This window comes from Bacillus sp. FSL W7-1034 (assembly GCF_038593365.1).
Taxonomy (GTDB): Bacteria; Bacillota; Bacilli; order Bacillales; family Bacillaceae; genus Bacillus; species Bacillus altitudinis.
In genome coordinates, this window is record NZ_CP151989.1 from 2,541,427 (window position 1) to 2,559,013 (window position 17,587).

A 17,587-nucleotide genomic window follows, 5' to 3' on the forward strand; every position below is an offset into this window, starting at 1 on the left:
ACCCATGATTCATGGGTTTCTCATCAGTCCATTATTAAAAAATCCGTCACAAGACAAGCAGGTTCACCGTTTTCATCCAGCCTCCAAAGCTTGGATATACACTGTCCCCAAAACCAATAGAAAAGATCTCTAAATCAGCTTTCTCCCCCTTTTATTAAGGGCTTTAAGACCGTTATACAATTGGTCTGTCCTTATTGCGTGTCCAATCGCTGTGTTGATGATTAGTTCCCTGAGTGAGTTGTCCACGTTGTGTCCCTCCCCAAAATAAAAAGCACCCCGAAGGCTGCTATGAATTATTCAATCTCTGTTTCGCTTCATCAATTAGAGGAAGCCGCTCTCAAACAAAATGCTTTGCCAAGATCGCGCCAGAAGTGTGCCATTTTATAAATACTGTGGTGGAACTTCCTTAATATATTTTAAATCAACAATTTTCTTATCAACCTTTATATAAGTAGCTCCACTATCTTTTAAATAGTGTAATATACACTTCACATCATCTACATCGAAAGAATCATACACTTTATCAAGAAAAGCACCATAATCTTCTGTATCGCTTTCTGGAAAAGTGGTTTTAACCCATTCCCTAAATTTAAAAATAGTTTTCTTTAATTGGTTGCTATAGTTATAATTTGTTGTTCCTAAATTTATATTTTTGAATCGTAGATCAAGTTCACTAAATTTATTATTTATTTTTGATTTAATTTCAGCTAATTGTTCTTTTGAAATTGTCCCTTGTACTTCAAATTCTTCTTTTAATAACACCTCTGTAAAGTTTTTTAATTCAGCTGTATTACTTTTCATCGTGTTTTTTAATTCATCAACCTTATCCATAGCTAATAAGAGTTCTGTTATTTTTTCTTGTGCTAATTCTTGATATCCCGATAATTCCTTAGCAGTTTCTTTGATTTCAGTGATTGATTGTTTTTGACCAGCAACATCAGCTAATGTCATAAAAATAGCTATAACTCCTAGAACTATAGAAATTCCTGTGGCCATTACATTTACTTGATTTCCTGCATCCTCACTACCTCCAAAAACATATACTAATATTGAAACAATTATTAAAAGTGCAATAATACAAACATATACAAAATGCAAAACATTTATTGTTTTATCTTTCACCATATATCTCCAATCTTTTTTAAAAACATTATATAACTGTATTCTTCATTTATCCACACAATCCACCAATTCACCATATCTATTATTGTGTCTAACTCAAGGAATCGCAGAATCCTTTGTCCCTATTGCTTTTCAACCTTTTCCTTAAAATGAGTTGGACATTCTCTCATTATGATTAGTTGATGAAAAAGAACGAAAAAAGAGACCCACTTGCGAATTTACCTAATGAGTCTATACCCCAAACAAGTTTATTTATTTGATTAATTAAGAAGTGCTACTTTGATAACACTCGAGTTATTTACCAATGCATCCTCTAATGAATAGAATATATCCTCAATTTCAGCATCGGTTTGAATAGTTAAAAAGAACTGCGAAGTATATATTGAACTATCATCTTCTCTAGTAATGTTATAAAAATCCCAAGTGATTTTTGGTAAACCTCTAACACGTTTATTTGATAGAAAGTATTTTTCTATTGAATTATTCAAACGTACCCTGTTGATCTCAGCAAAACTTTCAAAACGAATCCCTAACTTCTTGACTCTTGATCGATTCTCCGTGAAATCTCCAGTTGGCATACCAGTATCCATATAATAATTTATTAATTTAGCCCTGTTCTCGATTTCATTACTTATATTTTTGATATTATCTGCCAATTCCTCAACTTCGTTAGCTGCACTCTCATTTACAATATCTTCATTTCTATTTATGAATCCTATTGGACTAAACATGTAAAGTTTCTTTTTGGTTTCATAGGAGAATTCATTGATTAATTCTATTCGCGGTCCAATAACCTTACCTCCTAGCTTATACCACCAGTCTGATTTTTGCTCATCAGTAATAAAAATTATATCTCTTTTTTCAACTGTGGCATATTCAATAATCTGTCTCCAAAGGATGTAATCCCCATATCTATTCTGTATGATATATTTATTATAATACTTAAAACTCCCATCCTTAGCTTTATCATCATCATATCCAGGGGGAATTTTTTTAGAAAAACGCTCTTCAGCAGTTTTTTCTAAGCTTTCAATTTCTTTTGCATTAAAGGAAATCCCTACCTTTTCAGAAAATAAATTTGTTATGTTTTCTTTAATAAAATCTTTTTTTAGATAACTGATCTCATTTTTCAACTGTTTTTCCAAACTCTCAATGTGGTTATCTCTTAATTTTTCTAAATCAGATATAAAATTATCTATATCTTTTCTATGCCTTTTTTTAAAATCAGATAAATCCTTCAATAAAATTTTCTCTATTTCTTTCGGAACTTTACTGAAAGATTCAGAAATTTTCGTATGATACTCTTCTTGCTCCAATATTACTTTTTTTCTGTTGAAGTGATACTCCAATGCAACTTGATGCGGCATCCAAAGTTGATCTTGGTATTTATTAAGCAAATTAAGGATTTGTACTGTAGTATCCTTAGAATACCTGTATAAATTTAAAAGAACATTTGTATCCAATACAATTATTGAATCCTGCCAAATTCTTTGATCATTTTTTTCAATATAAAATTCCTTGAAAATCTTTTCCAAAAAAACCCCACCTTTTATTCTTTTGATATCACCTATATATCGACCATTTTTTCAAAACATACATGGCAGACACTCATAATTTGTAAATTAACAATAAGTCGATATCTCTCAACCTTAATTAAAATCAAACTATAAGCCAAAATCATCCATTGTTCTATCCATTGTGTCTTGTGTGATCCCGATATATCTCAATGTAATATCTGGGCTTGAGCGGTTGTATATTTGTTGCATTAATGACACATCCTTGAATTTCTTATAATGCCAGTAGCCAAACGTTTTTCTAAGTGTATGCGTCCCTATACTATCAAGACCCACATACTCCGCCGCTTCTCTCAAAATATTGTATGCACTGCTGCGGCTGATTGGTTTGTTGAGTCCTTCTCTACTTTTAAAAAGGTATTCTTGATCATCTTTGTCCTTGATATATTGATCTATCGCTTTTCGAAGTGTTTTGTTTATTTTGATTCTTTTTTCTTTACCTGTTTTTTGTTCTCTTAGCGATACATATTGCTTCCTTACATCCTTCACCCTCAATTCCAGCAGATCGGATATACGCAAGCCTAAATTAATTCCGGCCACAAAAAGCAGCAGGTTTCGTTTGTTTCTCTCACCTAAATACTTCTTGATATAATGGATCTGATCAAGGTCCCTTATCGGCTGAACGAAATTCATGACTTATCCACCTGCTTATATACTTCTTCTCTAAGCGCGAATGCCAGTCTATAATATGCTTTGTTTTTAACACGATAATAATTCCTTTGACTGAGTCCCATTTCTGCGTAAATCTCGTAATCATACATTTCTTCATCCTGCATATAGAGCATAACTAAAATACGGCGCTCTTTTTGCGTAAAACGATTGATTGCACGCTGAATCCGTTTCATGAATTGATCACGCTCGATTTCCCAATCCATTTTTTTTAGCGCTGCTTCTTCTGTGGTTGAGTGGAACTGATTTGAGAAACTCGGCGGCGTAATGGTGTATGTTGTTGTGATCTTTGGAAGAAAGTCTTCCGGCGTTTGCAACCTAAGTATTTTATATTTTTCCATCATCTTTTCCATTTTGAATCTTGTTTTTTCCTCGTCGATCTGCGGAATGTCTAAGCTTGTTTGATTCATGATAATTCCCCCTTTATTTTCGGCGCATGGCTCCGCCTTTGGCTCTTTTTAACCGCTGCATGTTTTGTGCCCCATAAGCTCTTTTACCTCTCTTTCTGTAAGCTCCTGCGGCTGTTTTTTTGGTTTCTCCTTCTTCATGTTCATCCTCCTTTCCGACAAATAAAAAACGGACACCAACCAGCACCCGTAAAAGGTGTTGATCAGTGTCCGCAGGCTCTCCGTCTTGGACAAAATATTCACGTTCGTTTTGCTTGTCTCTATCATACGATGATCCACACAGGAAAAAAGGTCCCCTTTTTATCCCCCTTTTTGTCGGCTTTTTCTTATTTAAATAAAAGAACATCCTTAACAAGGATGTTTCGTCTCTAGTTTATTTACGGAGTAATGGTTGAGTAGTACATCGGAAAGCGCCACCATAGCTTCTTGTTATTTTAAAATCTACATATTCCACCTTGATATTTCTTTTTTCTAGTTCTTTTCCAATCGTATTTTTATATGCAGAATCCGTTACATATACTTTTTCATCAATAGGTAAACCATTTATGGCCAAATCTTGCGCATCTTTGTAACTTACTTTTATTTTATCCCAATCCTTTAATTCATTTGGAATCCCGTTCGGTAGTGAATCTTCATTCACAATCATCAGTCCGTCTCGGACAAAACTAATAGCACAATCTAGATGAAGTGTATTTTTTTCGAGTTTTACTTCAACTACTTTATAACCATCTGGTGTTAAATAATTACGGAGCCAATCGATTCCTTCTTTATTAGATGCTTGACCAGAGTTCCCAACAAAAATTGTTTTCCCGTACACAAGAATATCTCCACCCTCTAAAAATGGACCATTCTTGGAATTTATGCCTTTTGAAACATCGGGCTGTGGAACAGCAACATATGGATTTTTGTTCGCTTTTACCTCTTTTAAAAGGATACCCCTTGCTGGAAGCACTTCAAGTCTGCGGTAAGTTGATAAAAACGATCCTTCGATTATGTGATCTCCAATTGTAAAGAATGGATCTCTAACAAAGAAATTCGTAGCACCAGCTCCACCAGTTATACCATTTTCAGCTATACCTAATTTCTTTTCATCCTCCGTTAAAAGGCGTGGCATTTGGATGTCTACATCGTATTTCTGGAGTATTTTCTTAAACTCATCACGTTCTTTTTCCATTTTGATTTGAATATCGTTCATATCTTCCATCATGTTTGAGCCGCTATCTTCTGGAAAATAGACTTCAGATTGAGACATAACGACACGTTTTAATGGAGCAAATTCACTTTCAACATACACATTTCCTTTATTTTTTTCGTTTTCAGCTGAGACTTTTTCTGCTTTTGCTTTCACACCGTCTGAGCTTTTTGACTGCGAACAACCTGTTAAAATAACAGCCATTACCGCAGCAAAGCCAACTAAATTAATAAATTTTTTTCTCATTTCAATTAATCCTCCATTTTATTGTTTTGTCACTAATTAAAGATAGTAACTATTAAATCTTAAATATTTCTTAACTAATAGGATTTGGTTTTTTTTGTATTAAATTATGCCCAGTGCTGTTGAGAGGTTAAATGTGGTTTGCTTTTTCAACCTATAGTACTGGTGTTTTTTCAATCCCAATTCTTCGCTTATTTCTAAATCTTTTACGAATCGTGATGTAAGATATTTCATCCTGATAATATCTTGTTCAATTTCGTCTAAACTATTTTTTAACGCCCTTTCTATCTTCCGTACCATCAGTTCATTTAAAACTTCCTGATTCCTGAGAGAAGGAAAAAGGCCTGTTGCACCATTTGCCTCTTGTTCCTTTCTGTTTTCTACCTTCACCTTGAGAGCTCTATAAACCTTTAGCTCCTTTATCAGAGCATTCCCGACTTGTTTCTCATCGATTTCTGGCAGTAAACACAATTGTTCAGCTCCCATGTTTCTCAACCTCCTCCTATAAACAATGAAAGACATAGACCAGGGCAATTTTGCACCGATCTATGTCATATGATTTATTCTTCTAATGGAATGTCGATTCCGTAATTCTCTCCAAAATCTTCAATATACTCTTTCAGACTATCGGATACTGAATTTAACGGACTCAAAGGTCCCGATGTATTTTTTCTTTGCTGACTCCGTGTAGCAATCAAGCTGGATCACGTATGTTCCTTTGCCGGTACGTTTGCGAATTTCACTTACACTAAACGACTTTAGAGGCGTTGACGCTTTGAAGCTGCCCCTTTGTACAAGATTCGTATCAGTTAGCCCGCCATTGGATCTCTTTTTGTAAACGCCAGTGGTGTAGTAAAGCGTGCTCGATCCTTTCTTTTCAGCTCGCCAATCGACCGTTTTCGCTCCTGCATAGTAATTGGTATCATCCGTAAAGACTCGTGCTTGATGACCATAACCCTCGGTTTGCCAGTTTGACTAAACAGCCTGAGCAGACGGCGCATAAAGCACCGCCGCAATAATAATAGTTAGTGTGAGTAGTAGTTTCTTCATTTCATAACCTCCAATATTTATTCCCATATATGCTAAATAAATTTTTACATGGATTAAATTTGAATATATAGTATTATTAAACTTGTAAGTCTTTAATCCCAACTATAAAGGAGAGTCAAACTATGAAAATTACAAAAGTAATTGCAAGTTCATTTCTGTCATTCGCTTTGCTAATTTCTTCATCCGCTTTTTTTACTGCACAGGCAGAAGCAGCTACTCCAAATGAACAATGGAAAGAATGCGCTAATAAAGAAGTTGGCCCTTACAATTCAAGAAATGCAATCCCAGCAATCCATAACGATGGAACCCATAACTGGTACTTAAAAGGTGTGAGATCTTGGAAAGGTACTTGGTATGGTTATTATGAGCGTTGCTGGTACACAACATTGACGTGAATATTACTTTTAAAAGAGGGAAAATCCCCTCTTTTTTATTTATAGCAAGCTGCCATCAATAATCAGTACCATTTCTTCTTCGTTCGTTAAATACTCAAGGGCTTCTTCAATCGGAATTATTTTGTGATCATCTCTATGTTTAAAGGTGATGCAACAGTTCAATTTGTATGCCGTTTAAGCGTTTGTTTGCGATCTTTATAATTCAATTCCGATAAAATTTCTGCTATGCTTGAGTGCCGCTATACCCGTAGTTCCTGAACCCATGAATGGATCGAATACAATTGGCAACCAGCTAATACACATGGCTCTATCAGCTCCACTGGATATGTTGGAAAATGAGCAGCTTTGGTTGGCTTGGTTGCAACGGTCCAGACTGAACGCTTATTCCACTTATTCCTGATAGCTCTGCATGCTAAGTCACCATACTTCCCTTTGAATGAACCACTGGGCTTGTCCTCCGAGTACGGCCGTTCGAAATAAACCAATTTGCTCAATCATTCCGTAATCTCTTCCCCCCCAATAAGCTGTTAATTCACTTTACAATATTTGTTCATATGTTCATATGCTCATTCACACACACATTAGGGAGGTTAGCCCTCGCCAGCTGCTCTGCGAATTGCGGCGGAACACTATTCCACACCCTGCGTATTTGATCAGATTTATTACCGATGTTAAATGTATATCCAGGCGGGAACCCCTGCCCTGCAAATAGTTCGTTTGGTTGCAACATACGCAATCCGATGTCTGCGATCCTCTGGCCATTTGTGCAAACTGTTGTTAATGGGAAACGGCCTTTTGTTGTAATGGTATACAATGGCTCGTCTAATTGCTGGCCTATGCCTTGACCGTAATACTTAGTCAAAAAGGCAACGGTCACTAGTCCGAATCTATTGCCGCCAGCTGTGATCGTGTGTAATGGTCGATCAAGTGAAAGACCTTTTACATCCTTTTCTACTGCATATTAAAGTAATTAATGCGCACCGTTTAAGAAATACCCACGCTAGTGTACTATTATTTAAAGAGTCTCAATTTATTATGTTTCTGAACGTTTAGGCCACAGCCACATAGATACAACACACTCATACTATGTTCGACGTTTGCATCTATGCTCGTTTAATTATATGAAAAATTTGCGCAAAAAATTTAAAACGACAACTAGGAAAAAACAAAAAAGCCAGAAACATTGTTTTATCAACGTTTCTGGCTTTTTAACGGTTTTAAATAAATACGTCCCAGGAGAGATTCGAACTCCCGACCGACGGCTTAGAAGGCCGTTGCTCTATCCTGCTGAGCTACTGGGACATGATGTTATGTAGTGTGCTTTGGCGTATTACCTCAGCGACAAGATTTATTATATTACTATTGTTCTTTAAAGTCAACGGTTTTTCGAAAGTTTTTTCATAAGGGGCAAATGCTGCACCCTTATGAAATACCTTCCAATGTGACAGTGTTTTCGAGGTCTTGTATGACGTGACCTTCGTCCGTGAAAAACTGTACGTTTGCTTCGATTCCATCTAGTGTCAGTATAGCATAGCTGCGCTCTTTGCGCACTCTTGGCAGGTGCACGCTGCCTGGGTTAATGAGGAGTTTTCCTCTTAGCAGTTCACTGCCAGGGATGTGCGAGTGGCCAAAGCAGATAATGTCTGCGCCTAGCTCTTCTGCACGGTAGTAGACTTGGAGCAAGGATTGTTTGATGCCATGCAGATGTCCGTGAGTGAGAAATAGTTTTCCGCCTCCATCCAGTGGGAGCAGGAGTTCTTCTTCAAAATCGCCCATAAAGTCACAATTTCCTTTGACGACTTTGTATCCTTCGAGTGCTGGGTGGTTCGTTTCGAGTTCTGAATCTCCGCAGTGAATCATCATGTCCACTTCAGCCGCATGCCGTTTGGCAATGGTTTGAAGTTCGTCTGTGAGTCCATGACTGTCACTAATGATGAGTATCTTCATGGCTTCATTCCCCCTTATTCATTTGCGTCTAGCAGTGATGAAAGCTTTTGAAGCGCGACCGCTCGATGGCTGATCTTGTTTTTTTCCTCTGGTGATAACTCGGCCATCGTCTGGTCTTTGTCTTTGACGATGAAAATTGGGTCGTATCCGAAGCCGTTTTCGCCGATCGGTTCTTCTGCGATAAAGCCTTCTACTGATCCTTCTACCGTTTTTGTTTCTTTACCCGGTATACTGACAGCCAGGGCACATCTAAATCTAGCAGTGCGGTCTTCTTTTTCGATGCCTTGCAGCTCATTCAGCACCTTTTCCACGTTCTCGGCATCGTCTTTATGCTCGCCCGCGTACCTCGCTGAATAGACGCCAGGTTTTCCGCCAAGGTAATCAATCGACAGACCCGAGTCGTCTGCAATCACCATTTCACCTGCTTTGGCTTGAATGGCCTCGGCTTTGATGATCGCATTTTCTTCAAAGGTATGTCCTGTTTCTTCAATCTCTTCCGTAAATCCGATGTCCGCTAGTGTTTTGACCGTGAATCCTTTTGGCTCAAGAATGGCTTTGAATTCTTTCGCTTTGCCCGCATTGTGCGTTGCGATGATGGCAGTTTTCATCCTGATCAAACCCTTCTCTTTATTCGATAACTTCTCCTGTCACTGCTTTTTGCTTTTCAATTAATTCTTTGATGCCTTTTTCGGCTAAATCAAGCAGTCCGTTTAGTTGTTCTCTTGAGAATGTCGCTTCTTCGCCAGTACCTTGAAGTTCAACAAAGCGTCCAGCGCCTGTCATGATGACATTCATATCCACTTCAGCTGAAGAATCTTCTTCATAATTTAAATCTAACAGAAGTCCCTGTTTAGAATCAATTCCGACGGATATTGCGGCTAAATAATCAGTGATCGGATTTTCTTTCAAAACGCCTGCTGATTGAAGCTTTTGAATCGCTAGTGTCATGGCCACAAATGCACCTGTAATAGATGCTGTGCGTGTTCCACCGTCTGCTTGAATGACATCACAATCAATCCAAATGGTGCGTTCACCAAGCTTTTCTAAGTCAACGACTGCGCGCAGAGCTCGTCCAATTAAACGCTGGATCTCCATTGTACGTCCTGTGACTTTTCCTTTAGATGATTCTCTTATCGTTCTTTGAGCCGTTGCTCTAGGAAGCATGCTATATTCTGCTGTAATCCAGCCTTTTCCTTCTCCTCTTAAAAAAGGAGGTACGCGGTCCTCGATAGATGCGTTACAAATCACCTTCGTATTTCCCGCTGAGATTAAGACAGAGCCTTCTGGATGCGTGATGTAGCCTGCCTGTATTTCAATTTTTCTTAACTCGTCGTATTGTCTTTCATCTAATCTCATGTTTTACCTCCGTTACAATATACATTCCGCGCGGGTGTCAGCGGGGTTCTCCTATTAACTTTGACAACCTCGATCCGTTCTAATCGCTTGGAATAAAAAAGAGGCAGCGAATGTGCATGCCTCTTTTTCTCCATTATATCAATGTGTGACGTTAAAAACTACCTGTATTCACTTGTTCTGGTCTCGAAACTGGCTTTGTGAGTTCTGTTCCTTTTTCGTTCACAAGCTCTGCCTTTCCGTTTACCTTCACAGACACGCTTTTCACATCTGGCAGCTCTGTTAATGTCAGCACAATGCTATCAAGAACTTTTTGTGAAATGACTTTTTTCTTTTCATCTGCACTGCCAAAAATGGATTCATTGAAATCAAGTGTCACATGACCGTCTTTTACTTTCGGGACATCATTCAGCTTCACATCTTGATCAAAGTCTGTCAGCAATTGGCTTGTTTTGCTTGGCCCAGAGACGAGCTCATCAATGGCTGCTGTAATTGGATCATCATCGTCTTTTGGTGCTCTTTTGGTCACAGGGACATAGTACGTCTGTTTATCAGATTCAGCTAAATAGTAGACAGTCACAGGCTTTGTCGATGTCATATCAGCCGCAGCCTCGTGCTGAATATTAATGCCGTCCTCTCTGCTTAAATCATCTGAAATCGGCGTCCCATTCACAGGCATCTCTTTTAATTCATGGCCATTCATCTTTAATTTGACTTTGGCTACTGAATCAAACTGCGTTAATGTCCAAGTGACCGATTGCAAAATGCGCTGTTCGTCTTCTTTTTTATAGTTTTTGAATTCATTTGAGAAATCCACAACCGCAGTGCCATCTTTAATATCGACAGATACGCTCGTGTCCGCCGGCAGCACGGCTCTGAACCCATTTGGCATCAGGTTAGAAATCGGTCCCCCGTCTACGAGGTATTCAAGTGTTTGTTTCGCACTTCCTTCGTTTTTCGGCAGCGGAATGGATTGAGACACAACATACCCATTTTTATCAATTAAATATAATTCTCTCATGACGGTATCTGCTTGCTTCTCTTCTTTTCCTTCTTTGGCTGTTTGTTTCTCTTCTTTATTTTCTTTCACAAATGTGACATTTTGTGGTGGATCAATCTCTGTTTTCGCTTGGTCTGTTTGAAACAATCCGCATCCTGATAAAAGCATGGCTGACGCAATACACGTAACAGCTGCTGTAGTTCCTTTTTTCAGCATACTTCACCCTCCTCTAGTGGTTTGTACTAGTATGTATACGAGCTCCCCCAGAGGATTAGACCCTTTTCATAAAAAAATAACCCACTTCCATGAGAAGTAGGTTATTGCTGATATACGTGTTCAAGCGAAACCGTTTCGACCTTTCCTGGCAGGTAGCCGAACCAGTCTTGAGCGATGTTTTGAAAGTTTTGCTGCTGCCCTGTTGTATAAAAAGTATGAACAGGCTCTTCCTTCGAATCATTTAACAGCCCTTTATATGAAAGAATGGTGCTCGCTTCTCTCGCAGTCTCGTCTCCTGAAGAAATGATGTTGACGCCACTGCCCATAAAGCGCTGAATCGGTTCTTTTAAAATCGGGTAGTGCGTGCAACCAAGAATGAGCGTATCAATGCCTGTTTCTTTCATCGGTTCAAGAGAAGCCTTTACGACTTCATCTGCTGTATGATCTAAAAACGTACCACTTTCCACAAACGGCACAAGCATTGGACATGCCAGACTTTGAACAGTTAGTCCTGCTTTTAAAGAAAGCAGTGCTTCTTTATAGGCTTCACTTTTGATCGTATTGGCAGTGCCGATCACGCCAATATGCTGATTGTTTGTCACTTTGATCGCTGTGCGGGCTCCGGGCTGGATCACGCCAATGACCGGGATATCAAGTGTTGCTTTAATTTCATCAAGTGCTATCGCCGTCGCAGTATTACACGCAATGACAAGCATTTTAATATGGTGGTGTCTTAATAGGTAGTGCGCCATTTCCCATGTATATTGAAGAACCTCTTCTTCTGCTCGAGGGCCGTATGGACATCGTTTTGTGTCGCCTACATAAATAATTTTTTCTTTTGGCAGTTGTCTCATGATTTCCTTCGCAACGGTTAAACCGCCTACGCCGGAATCAATCACGCCGATTGGTTGATCCAACAAAATCGCCTCATTTTCTTTTCATTTGCTGCTGTAGTTTCGTTAAAGATTGGTTGAAAACGATGGCTTCTTCTTCTGAGAAAGCCCCTAGAAGTTCACTGACGTATTCTTGGCGTTTGACAATCACTTCTTGAATGATCCGCTCACCTTCAGGCAATAAATGAATGCGAACCACGCGGCGGTCAGACGGATCTTTCACCCGTTCAACAAGTTCACTTTTTTCCATTCGATCAATTAAATCGGTTGTCGTGCTGCAAGCCAAATACATCTTTTGTGATAGCTCACCTATTGTCATATCTCCGAATTCATAAAGCCACTGGAGCCCTACAAATTGAGGAGGTGTAATCGTATATTGATTCAGGATTTCTCTACCTTTTTGCTTAATGATTGCAGCAATATGGCGCAATGATTTTTCAATTTCTGCAACATGGCCTGACTCATTCGTTTCCATTTCATTGATACCTCACTATAGCATCTCACTTTGATTAAAACGTACATTCCTATTTTCCTCGTTTTTCAATGAAATTGCAAGAAGAGACTCATGGAAACGATATAGAAATAACCGGCTCCTCCCTGGTGCGGAAGGAAAACCGGCTGACGTTAGAGCTCTAGCTCACCCATACGCAGAAGCTCGACTACGGCCTGTGAACGACCTTTAACTCCTAGCTTTTGCATGGCATTCGAAATATGATTTCGAACAGTCTTTTCGCTAATAAAAAGCTCGCTTGCAATTTCTTTTGTTGTTTTATCTTGGACGAGCAATTCGAATACTTCTCTTTCTCTTTTGGTTAATAGCGGCTTGGATTGAAACTCTTTCTCCTTCAAGTATTGTAACCCTCCTTGCTAAGGTGAGAGCTCTAGTCTCTATAGAATGGGATTCTGTATAGTCGAGATATCATATGCCGGGTACTTGAGGTAGGTGACGTTAAAATCGAGAATTCCCGCAGATCAGCGTCCAATTTCCTCGCCTTCAAACCGCACAAAAAAGGACGAGTCCCCTATAGAGACATCGTCCTTTATCAAACAAGCTTTTAAAATATCGAAATGGCTCCTGTTAAAAGAGCAATAAGTGTTGTAAACAGGGCTGTGAGTACGGTCCATAGCAGTGCGTACTTTTGCAAATCACCAATATCTTTATTCAGCATACTCACAAGCAGTAATGTGGAAGCGACAAGCGGACTCAGTAAATGGACAGGCTGTCCGATAATAGAGGCGCGCGCAATTTCCACTGGATCAATTCCGTAAGCTGCACCGGCTTCAGCTAAGATTGGCAGCACCCCGAAATAATAAGCATCATTTGAAAGAACAAATGTAAATGGCATACTCGTCAAAGCGACAATGAGTGGAAAAAATGAGCTGTATGAATCTGGAATCATGTAAATGACCAAGTTAGCAATGGACTCCACCATTTTTGTTCCCGAAAAAATGCCTGTGAAAATTCCTGCTGCAAACACAAGGGTAATGACCGTTAAAGCATTTCCTGCATGCGATAAAATCCGCTCACGCTGATCTTCAACTTTTGGATAGTTGATCATAAGCGCAATGACAAAGCCAATGAGAAAGAGTACAGGAATCGGTACGATATCCAATACAAGTGTGACCATGACAGCAATCGTCAGGAAGAAGTTGACCCAAATCAAGTTTGGTCTCTTCATATCTGCAACGCCATCTTCAATTGATGCCGCCAATTCAGGAGAGATCGAGACCTCTTCTTTATACTGAATCTCGGCAACCCCAATGCGCTTCCGTTCTTTTTTTCCAAGAACATACGCTGTAAAAAGGATAAAAAGACCGCCCCCTATCATCGTCGGGAGTAATGGAATGAAGAATTCCGCTGCATCTAAACCAAGTGCAGCAATCGCACGAGTAGCTGGACCGCCCCAAGGCGTCATTCCACTCATAATGCCTAGTGATAATAATGAAATTGTCCCTAAAATCAGCGGGTTCATCCCAATTCTTAAGAAAAGTGGCAGCATAGCTGATACGGTAATCATGTACGTTGTCGTCCCATCACCATCTAATGCAACAAGCATAGACAAAATCGCTACCCCAAAAGCAATTTTGACCGGATCGCCTTTCACAAGACGTAAAATCAGTTTGATCAATGGGTCAAACAATCCGGCATCCAGCATGACACCGAAAAATAAGATGGCAAATAACAATAAAGCAGCAGATGGTGCAACGGTCTTGAGTCCATCAAGCATCATGTCCCCTAATCCGCTGTAAAATCCGCCAATTAATGCAAAGATGATTGGCACAACGGTGAGAGCCACCACCGGATGCATACGTTTTGTCATAATAAGAAATGTAAAAGTCACGACCATCAAGATCCCTAAAATAGCTAGCACTTCATATCCCTCCATCCTCTTCTTTACACGATCCACAAGCGCCCCTTTTGCACTTGCGGCCCGAAATGTTAGCGCTTTCTATTTCAAGGATATAATAGCTTTTTTTATAATGAAAATATCGATTTTTTCGTCTATTCAATAAATTTTTTTTATAATTAGCCTTGCTGACTTCTTAAAAACTCAATGAATGCTTTCACAACAGACAAATGAAGGGAATCTGGCTGGTACATGAGCCATGTATCTCTTAAAACAGGCTGTCCATCTTTATACGAAAGACCTTTTACAAATAGCTCATCACTTGGTCTGAGGCAAATTTCCGGGACAATGGCATAACCTAAACCATGCTTCACCATCTCTTTTGATGTATCTTGCCTGTCTGTCTCCATTGTCACAAGCGGAGGCATCGTGAACGTCTCCTGCCACCATCTGTTGATCAATCGTTTTAATGAACTATCCGTGTGATAGTCAATGAGCGGCAGTTTTGGTAGGTCCTTTAGCTGTATTTCTGATTTTGAAATGATACAAAGCCGTTCTTTATCAAGCAAAAATCGCTCTCCATTCCAGTCGTAATCTCCTCTTAAAATCCCTAAATGTACACTCGATGTACCTAATAAATCCATGACTTTTGTGCTCCATCCTGTGTTCACCATAAATTGAACATGTGGATACTGCTTAGAAAACTCTCTTAAAATTTCCGGCAGTTTATATTGAGCAAAGTTACTTGACACCCCTAGTCGGATCGTTCCTTTGACCTTTTTTTGCATATTGAGCATGCCATCTTTCGTTTGCTGGAGCTGCTTGAGCATGTCATTTGCGTATTTAGCCAAATATTCGCCCTCTGATGTAAATTCAATGCCTCGTTTTCTTTTAAAGAAAAGCTTCATGTCAAATTCCTCTTCAAGCTGTTTCAATCGATAACTTAAGGCAGGCTGCGAGACAAATAATTTTTCTGCCGCTTTTGTGATGTTCTTCTCTTCATATAGCACCTTTAAAAACCGCCAATCTTTCTCATCCATTGTGTGCCCTCCTTTTAACCTTGTTATAAAAATAATTTATCGATTTCTCTTAAAATAATGTATTTAACTTATTTCTTATTATACTTTACCATTTTGATTAGATAAATAGTAACTAAACAATTGAGGGTGAGAGCAATGAGAAAAGTTCCAATCACAATCATGCGAGGCGGTACAAGCAAAGGGGTCTTCATTCAAGCCAATGATGCACCTTACGAACACGATGAGCTCGAAGCATTTTTATTAGACATTATGGGCAGCCCTGACCAGCTACAGGTTGATGGAATCGGGGGCGGTAATTCTTTAACAAGTAAGGTGGCCATTATCGATAAAGCCACTCGTCCAGATGTGGATGTGAACTATACGTTTGCACAAGTCAGCATCAATGAAAGATTTGTCGACTTTAAAGGAAACTGTGGGAATATCTCATCAGCAGTTGGGCCGTATGCCATCATTAAAGGACTTGTCCAAGCAGTTGAGCCTGTCACAACGGTACGTATTCTGAATACCAACACGAATAAAATCATTGTGGCAGAGGTAGAAGTCGAGAACGGAGAAGTGAAATTTGAAGGACAGGCAGAAATTCCAGGAGTGAAAGGAACAGGTTCTCCCATTTATTTATCCTTTGAGAAACCTGAAGGGGCTGTCACAGGTAAAACCTTTCCGACTGGAAACAAAATGGATACGATCCAGACAAAGTTTGGAGAGATTCCGATCTCAATCGTTGACATTGCAAATCCAATCGCCTTTGTCCGTGCCAAAGATATTCAATTAAAAGGAACTGAATTGCCTGAGGAGTTTACAGACGAATTGCTGGATGATTTAGAAGAGATTCGTTCCATCGCTGCTGAAATGTGCCACTTTGCACCAAAAGAACTGGCCACATTACAGTCTCCAGCTGTTCCAAAGCTTGCAATTATTAGCGAGCCTGCTGATTATGTAGATACAAATGGAATATTGAGAAGAGCAGCAGATATGGACATCATCGTTCGGATGCTATCGATGCAAAGACCGCACCAAGCACTTGCCATTACCGGATCTGTCTGTGTGTCAGCCAGCTGTTTCATGGATCAAACGCTTCCGGCACAGCTTTTTCAAGGTCAAGATGATACACTTCGAATTGGTCATCCTGCTGGTATTATGCAAACTGAAATTGATATCTCACAAAACAGAGTGAAAGTCATTCGAACCGCAAGAGAAATCCTAGATGGAGTGGTCTTTACAAAAAAAGACTACATGGTTCAACCTCAAATCAAAAGAGAAGCATAAATGAGACGTCATCATGTCGACAAAGAGCTAAAATGAACTGATTTTAGCTCTTTGTCTTTTTTTCAGTTTGAAGATCTTAAAGCAACTCCGTTCTAACACCGAATGCAACGGTTTGTCTACACACTCATCGAACAAGAAATTGTCTACTTGGGCGGTGCATCAATATCTCCTGCTGAATGGGCTTTTATATGTCCTTGATCATCTTTTAACTGAATATGACCATAACGGTTCACACCACAGCAAATCCCTTCCTGCCATGTTTGCTTTTCACGATCTAATGAAATACGAAGCGGTTGATTCAGCCGATATAATCGTTTGTTATAGAGGGCTATGAGGGCTTCAAATCCTTCCATTTGCCAGCGTGCATGGTATTTTTCAAAGGCCGCTGCCAAATCTTTCACTAGCTGGTCCGCTTTCACCTCAGTCAGTTCTGATAGGCAAACGGTTTTATACGGAACGTGCTCGGGCTTTGTCTCTACATTGATGCCCACACCGATGTAAATGGCGCTGCGGTCTGCTTCAATTAATGTGCCAGATACTTTCGCTTCATTAATCAATAGATCATTTGGCCATTTGATTGCCAGTTGATCCTCTGCTCTCATGAGTGGTTTGAGTACATCATAAATGGCGAGTGCCGTCAGCGGGGCAATCGTTGATTGGGTGGAGATATCTACTGGCGGTTTTACTGTCATCGTGACAGCTACATTCCCTGTAGGCGTTTCCCACGGTCTGCCAAGCCTGCCTCTCCCTGCTGTCTGTTGCCGGGCATATACAGCAAATGAAGGGGTTTCTCCTTGCTGAATAAGCCTTTTCGCTTCATTATTTGTACTATCAATGGTGTCGTATTGAAAAATCTTCATGTGCTCTCCTTT

19 protein-coding genes, 1 tRNA gene and 2 pseudogenes are annotated in these 17,587 nt (G+C 39.5%); 2 read left to right on the forward strand and 20 right to left on the reverse strand.

Going from position 1 to position 17,587, the window contains the following annotated elements:
- Positions 1–381: 381 nt before the first annotated feature.
- The 7 genes and pseudogenes from NST73_RS13090 to NST73_RS13120 form a co-directional block, all read right to left on the reverse strand.
- Positions 382–1,125: a hypothetical protein gene (locus NST73_RS13090; protein ID WP_342499135.1), complete on the reverse strand. Its 744-nt coding sequence runs from the start codon at positions 1,123–1,125 to the stop codon at positions 382–384.
- 257 nt (positions 1,126–1,382) lie between these two features.
- Complete coding sequence (locus NST73_RS13095) at positions 1,383–2,657, reverse strand: PIN domain-containing protein (RefSeq protein ID WP_342499136.1); 1,275 nt, start codon at positions 2,655–2,657, stop codon at positions 1,383–1,385.
- Between the two features lie 129 nt (positions 2,658–2,786).
- Positions 2,787–3,329, reverse strand: coding sequence for a site-specific integrase (locus NST73_RS13100; protein WP_342499137.1), 543 nt, complete (start codon positions 3,327–3,329; stop codon positions 2,787–2,789).
- Entirely contained in the window at positions 3,326–3,775 is a 450-nt protein-coding gene (locus NST73_RS13105) for an ArpU family phage packaging/lysis transcriptional regulator (protein WP_284565133.1), read from the reverse strand. Before NST73_RS13105 ends, NST73_RS13100 begins: the two co-directional genes overlap by 4 nt.
- 370 nt (positions 3,776–4,145) lie before the next feature.
- Positions 4,146–5,210, reverse strand: a complete 1,065-nt coding sequence (locus NST73_RS13110) for an arginine deiminase family protein (RefSeq protein ID WP_342499138.1) — start codon at positions 5,208–5,210, stop codon at positions 4,146–4,148.
- 99 nt (positions 5,211–5,309) lie between these two features.
- Positions 5,310–5,693, reverse strand: a complete 384-nt coding sequence (locus tag NST73_RS13115) for an ArpU family phage packaging/lysis transcriptional regulator (RefSeq protein WP_342499139.1) — start codon at positions 5,691–5,693, stop codon at positions 5,310–5,312.
- A gap of 138 nt (positions 5,694–5,831) precedes the next feature.
- A pseudogene (locus NST73_RS13120) lies at positions 5,832–6,257 on the reverse strand (hypothetical protein).
- Between the two features lie 122 nt (positions 6,258–6,379).
- Here NST73_RS13120 and NST73_RS13125 point away from each other — a divergent pair.
- Entirely contained in the window at positions 6,380–6,652 is a 273-nt protein-coding gene (locus tag NST73_RS13125; RefSeq protein WP_268362836.1) for an LCI fold-containing protein, read from the forward strand.
- Between the two features lie 139 nt (positions 6,653–6,791).
- Here the strand turns inward: NST73_RS13125 and NST73_RS13130 are convergent.
- The 12 genes and pseudogenes from NST73_RS13130 to NST73_RS13185 form a co-directional block, all read right to left on the reverse strand.
- Positions 6,792–6,931: pseudogene (locus NST73_RS13130) on the reverse strand (DNA methyltransferase); the annotation flags it as partial.
- A gap of 271 nt (positions 6,932–7,202) precedes the next feature.
- A complete protein-coding gene (locus NST73_RS13135) occupies positions 7,203–7,514 on the reverse strand; it encodes a DNA cytosine methyltransferase (RefSeq protein WP_342499140.1) in 312 nt (103 codons plus the stop codon).
- 366 nt (positions 7,515–7,880) lie between these two features.
- Positions 7,881–7,954, reverse strand: a tRNA-Arg gene (locus NST73_RS13140).
- Between the two features lie 120 nt (positions 7,955–8,074).
- Positions 8,075–8,599, reverse strand: coding sequence for a metallophosphoesterase (locus NST73_RS13145; RefSeq protein WP_039166965.1), 525 nt, complete (start codon positions 8,597–8,599; stop codon positions 8,075–8,077).
- A 14-nt stretch (positions 8,600–8,613) separates the two neighbouring features.
- Positions 8,614–9,216 (reverse strand): XTP/dITP diphosphatase, encoded by a 603-nt coding sequence (locus NST73_RS13150; RefSeq protein ID WP_007501598.1) that lies wholly within the window; start codon positions 9,214–9,216, stop codon positions 8,614–8,616.
- A gap of 10 nt (positions 9,217–9,226) precedes the next feature.
- Entirely contained in the window at positions 9,227–9,955 is a 729-nt protein-coding gene (gene rph, locus NST73_RS13155; protein ID WP_024718627.1) for a ribonuclease PH, read from the reverse strand.
- 151 nt (positions 9,956–10,106) lie between these two features.
- On the reverse strand, positions 10,107–11,168 hold the full coding sequence (locus NST73_RS13160) for a GerMN domain-containing protein (protein WP_035701809.1): 1,062 nt from the start codon (positions 11,166–11,168) through the stop codon (positions 10,107–10,109).
- 101 nt (positions 11,169–11,269) lie between these two features.
- Positions 11,270–12,088 (reverse strand): glutamate racemase, encoded by an 819-nt coding sequence (gene racE / locus NST73_RS13165; RefSeq protein ID WP_089374140.1) that lies wholly within the window; start codon positions 12,086–12,088, stop codon positions 11,270–11,272.
- A 7-nt stretch (positions 12,089–12,095) separates the two neighbouring features.
- Positions 12,096–12,536 carry a MarR family transcriptional regulator gene (locus tag NST73_RS13170; protein WP_007501606.1) on the reverse strand — a complete coding sequence of 147 codons (441 nt, stop codon included), beginning with the start codon at positions 12,534–12,536 and terminating at the stop codon, positions 12,096–12,098.
- A gap of 149 nt (positions 12,537–12,685) precedes the next feature.
- Complete coding sequence (gene gerE, locus NST73_RS13175; RefSeq protein ID WP_003184172.1) at positions 12,686–12,910, reverse strand: spore germination transcription factor GerE; 225 nt, start codon at positions 12,908–12,910, stop codon at positions 12,686–12,688.
- A 206-nt stretch (positions 12,911–13,116) separates the two neighbouring features.
- The gene (locus NST73_RS13180; protein ID WP_017358236.1) at positions 13,117–14,433 is read right to left on the reverse strand and encodes a citrate:proton symporter; all 1,317 of its coding nucleotides are present in this window, start codon (positions 14,431–14,433) and stop codon (positions 13,117–13,119) included.
- A gap of 155 nt (positions 14,434–14,588) precedes the next feature.
- Entirely contained in the window at positions 14,589–15,449 is an 861-nt protein-coding gene (locus NST73_RS13185; protein WP_007501609.1) for a LysR family transcriptional regulator, read from the reverse strand.
- Between the two features lie 135 nt (positions 15,450–15,584).
- Here NST73_RS13185 and NST73_RS13190 point away from each other — a divergent pair, with 135 nt between their 5' ends.
- On the forward strand, positions 15,585–16,715 hold the full coding sequence (locus NST73_RS13190) for a PrpF domain-containing protein (protein ID WP_342499141.1): 1,131 nt from the start codon (positions 15,585–15,587) through the stop codon (positions 16,713–16,715).
- A gap of 143 nt (positions 16,716–16,858) precedes the next feature.
- Here NST73_RS13190 and NST73_RS13195 read toward each other — a convergent pair whose 3' ends face one another.
- A complete protein-coding gene (locus NST73_RS13195) occupies positions 16,859–17,575 on the reverse strand; it encodes a biotin--[acetyl-CoA-carboxylase] ligase (protein ID WP_041506811.1) in 717 nt (238 codons plus the stop codon).
- Positions 17,576–17,587 lie beyond the last annotated feature (12 nt).